Source organism: Methanospirillum sp. (genome assembly GCF_035560735.1).
Classification (GTDB): domain Archaea; phylum Halobacteriota; class Methanomicrobia; order Methanomicrobiales; family Methanospirillaceae; genus Methanospirillum.
The window spans coordinates 1-3,472 of the sequence record NZ_DATMYY010000299.1 but is presented as its reverse complement, the minus strand read 5'-3'; the positions used below and the strand labels follow the sequence as shown (position 1 = coordinate 3,472).

Sequence of the window (3,472 nt, the reverse complement as noted above, 5' to 3'; positions counted from 1 at the left end):
AGATATGCCATATTCCATAGGTAGGGAGATCCAGACCTGACACAAATCCTTCTTTGTTTCTCCCGCACTACCGACCTGAAAAAAAAGGACCTGAAAAGATTATTTCAGGATAGAGAGAAGGTCTTCAGCAGCTTCTGCAATATATTTGTGAGAATCGTATACACCCTGGTTGTAGATTTCAGGGGCGAGCCGATCCATGAAAAAATCAAGAAGCATACCGGCGGCAAGCTCCCCGATGACTTCGTCCCGTTCAGTTGCATAATAGTTTTTTATCTCTGATATCATGGTGTTCCGTCTCTCTTTTGAGAGGGTTATAGGCTGTTCATGTTTCATCAGATTCCTCAAAATAGTGTTGTTCCCCTCACTATATCCAATGGTATCACATATCGGGAACCGGGATTATCAGTTCACAAAATCAGAACGCTTCCGCTCCTCGTGTCCGATGAGAAATGTAAAAAAAATGAGTCAAATAGATTGATATTATCTAGTAAATACCCCCCTGGATTCCTTTTTCACCCTACTCACCGGTCCTTTCCGATGCTCACCGGATAACACAGCTCGGACACGGGATACCGGTATTGCATACTGGGCATCACCGATATCCAAGTAAAACCCTCTCCCGCTCTCAGAAGCCTTGCAACACCCGGAGCCGGGCCTGAAATTTCAGACTCCCCAAGTCCCATAAGGGTTGCCAAGACCCTCACTTCAGAGATCACGAATCTCCCGGTGCCATCAATGAAGATCACCAGATCAGTCCCGTCACGGATAATCCTCCCGCAGAGTTCAAACGCACCTGAATGTGATATCTTCTCGACAAATCCACTCATACCGTTTTAACCCCTGATTCTGCTGATCCTGCCTTCAGTTTTTCTGACTCATAACATACTTCACACAATTTTGTCCGTGCCTTTGGATCAGACCATACAGCAGGTTTGATCCCGCAGATGTCACAGGTACCCACACAAACCCCCCGGTGAACCAGGGTTTGAGTATCAACCACGCCGGGAAGCACCGTTTTAGATGCAACTTCCCTTGCAACCGCATGGTTGTAACAGGCAGTACAAAGGCTTCTTCTTTGATGAGCACCCCGTTTTCGTGCTGCCGACCGTCTCTCCCTGTACTGCACCTGCATCTTTCCGCAAACCGAGCATGGTTCCCGTTCAGGAAGTCCGTCAATCACAACAAAATTCCCAGGGGCTATCGATGAATGTGAACACTCATGATCCGAAGATTCTGATGAAAGAGAATCAGCAGGCTGCGAATTTCCAAAAATTTCCGTGTCTTCTTCTGAAACTGGTGGATTCAGAGATTTATTCTCTTCTGGAGAATCAGGTTCGTCAGGGTCATTCCCGTTATGAGGATCATGCCCGGTATCGACTTCGGATGCAAGCTAGACACTTCCTCCTTTCTTCCATGCCATATAGAGATCGGAATCCCACAGGTACGCAGTGGCCCGTCGCGTCGTAGTCTTCCCTTCATCTCCTTCTGTCACCGTCCGATAGAGATACGAGATGGCAGGACACTTCTCAAGAAGTCCTGAATAGGTCTTTCCATATGACCGGTATCCATGCATCAATTTCGCAATCGAACTGCTAGTCCATCCAGAAAGATGTTGTATCTGTGCAATTGTGATCTCTGACTGACTATACTAAGCGAGAATTTCGATAAGTCCCGCTTCACGCCTCGTCAGTTTTGTCCCCTGACCACCGGTTGTTCCATTGAGCACCACAAAAGGTCAACAGCCTTCTCAAAGTCCTCAATTGTCACAATCACACATGGCATTCCATTAGTGGAATATTGTTCACGTCTGAACTGGTTTATTGCAGCATGGGTTCTGGTCAGGTCAAGGAACATGTCCGGATTTCGCCGGTTTTCTGCCGACTGGAACCTTATCCTGAGTGCAAACGGAATGATGACCCAGACCTGGCAGAGTTCTTCCCATATCTGGCGGCAGACAAAGAGATCATCACTGGTCTCGGTGACAGATCCGGGAGATTCTCCTGCCTGTGTAAGAGTCCGCATGAGAACCCGCTGATCCTGCTCGTCTGTATCATCAATCCAGCACCTTCAACCTTGGCAAGCCACCACACACATCGTTCAGGTATGATGCAGGTCTGTGGTTTTCTGTCTTTGTTGACAGTCCGGTAGGGAAACGGTTTCTGAAACGAGGAGGTAACTCCTTTGAGGACCTCCTGCATCTGATCTGAAAGAGCTACATCATCAAGGGTAATAACCGTGCCAGGGGGGAGATCATCCATGTAATAGAGAGCCTTGTCACTTACCAGGCCATCGATCCGAAATTCGGATGGCACAAGTGATCGCAGGGTATCCATTGCATGAGACTTCCCTTTGCCTGATTCACCTGATATGGGGACATGAAGTCCCTTACTGTTCAGTACAGTCCGCGAGATCAGCGAGTGGATAAAACACTATGCAACCTGTCTGTCTCCTTCATGACGTCTTCCAAACATTTCAAGCATGAAAGCAAGAGGATCACCGGTTTTAAGGATCTTCAGTGCCTCTGTTCTTGTTTCATCGCCCTGGGAACCCGTGGAATTATTACGGCCATCGGTATCAGTTTTTAATAATTGACGCTCCTGAATTCGGGATGATTCCATGAGGATTTCTTCGGTATTGATCCTTCCTTCTGCCTCATTCTTTGCTCTGATCCTCTCTGATCGCATCTTTACAAACCATTTATCCGGGTCCCGGTGAGTGGGTTTTAATCTGGCTCGCAGTTCTGGCCATCGCTGCGTCCCACTCCCACATGAGTCGTTATGACAGCCCGTAAATATCGCACCACCTGCGAATTGAATCGCAAATGCCCCATCCGCATGAGCGTCAGAGAATGGACATTTGTCAAGTACAAAGAGTGTACCTCCCTGATATGGTTTGGCAGTGTATGTCAGGCCGTACCTGTTCAGCCACTTAGCGAGATCAAGGGCGTGTTCACCGACTGCAGCCATAGCCCCTGCGGTCCGAGTTTTTCCTCATCTGGCGCCTGGTTCTGGTGCTTGAACCGGGTACTGCCTGATGAGTTGATTCAGGTCGTCAGCGGTGAGAAAACTTGCATCACCGATAGCAGATTATGCCACGTGTTCGATTTGAGGCGAGTGATTATCTACCGCAAAGGAACCCATGATACTATCATACTACCTTAAATTGATTCATATCCATAGATATCCGCTGAATGGTTGCAGAAGCATCAGTGTTCTCCCGTGTTACCTGATCAATAGCAGCAGTGATCTCTTCAGTCGCAGCTGCTGATGTGACCGCTTCCCGTGATGTGTCGTTGACCAGGCTTGCTACTTCGTGAACACTAACTGTAATCTCTTCTACTGAAGCAGCCTGCTCTTCTGTAGACCCCACGACTTTTGAAGCATAACTCATTTCCATAAGATAGCGGCATCTTCGTATTATTTCTCATATTCGATGTGAATTTTTTAGTTGGTAGTTCATTTAGGTACTGAAA

The 3,472-nt window shown here is 47.6% G+C and carries 7 protein-coding genes; all 7 read right to left on the bottom strand.

Translation table 11 applies throughout. The features are described 5' to 3' along the window. Positions 1 to 99 precede the first annotated feature (99 nt). Positions 100 to 333: a DUF2164 domain-containing protein gene (locus VN429_RS08690; RefSeq protein WP_325632206.1), complete on the bottom strand. Its 234-nt coding sequence runs from the start codon at positions 331 to 333 to the stop codon at positions 100 to 102. A gap of 188 nt (positions 334 to 521) precedes the next feature. After that, the gene (locus tag VN429_RS08685) at positions 522 to 827 is read right to left on the bottom strand and encodes a hypothetical protein (protein ID WP_325632204.1); all 306 of its coding nucleotides are present in this window, start codon (positions 825 to 827) and stop codon (positions 522 to 524) included. Further along, positions 824 to 1,180 carry a hypothetical protein gene (locus VN429_RS08680; RefSeq protein WP_325632202.1) on the bottom strand — a complete coding sequence of 119 codons (357 nt, stop codon included), beginning with the start codon at positions 1,178 to 1,180 and terminating at the stop codon, positions 824 to 826. Before VN429_RS08680 ends, VN429_RS08685 begins: the two co-directional genes overlap by 4 nt. A gap of 210 nt (positions 1,181 to 1,390) precedes the next feature. After that, on the bottom strand, positions 1,391 to 1,573 hold the full coding sequence (locus VN429_RS08675; RefSeq protein ID WP_325632200.1) for a hypothetical protein: 183 nt from the start codon (positions 1,571 to 1,573) through the stop codon (positions 1,391 to 1,393). A 113-nt stretch (positions 1,574 to 1,686) separates the two neighbouring features. Further along, positions 1,687 to 2,022 (bottom strand): hypothetical protein, encoded by a 336-nt coding sequence (locus tag VN429_RS08670; RefSeq protein ID WP_325632198.1) that lies wholly within the window; start codon positions 2,020 to 2,022, stop codon positions 1,687 to 1,689. A 407-nt stretch (positions 2,023 to 2,429) separates the two neighbouring features. Beyond that, a complete protein-coding gene (locus tag VN429_RS12585) occupies positions 2,430 to 2,966 on the bottom strand; it encodes a hypothetical protein (protein ID WP_414675299.1) in 537 nt (178 codons plus the stop codon). 181 nt (positions 2,967 to 3,147) lie between these two features. Beyond that, positions 3,148 to 3,390: a hypothetical protein gene (locus VN429_RS08660; protein WP_325632195.1), complete on the bottom strand. Its 243-nt coding sequence runs from the start codon at positions 3,388 to 3,390 to the stop codon at positions 3,148 to 3,150. Positions 3,391 to 3,472: the final 82 nt, after the last annotated feature.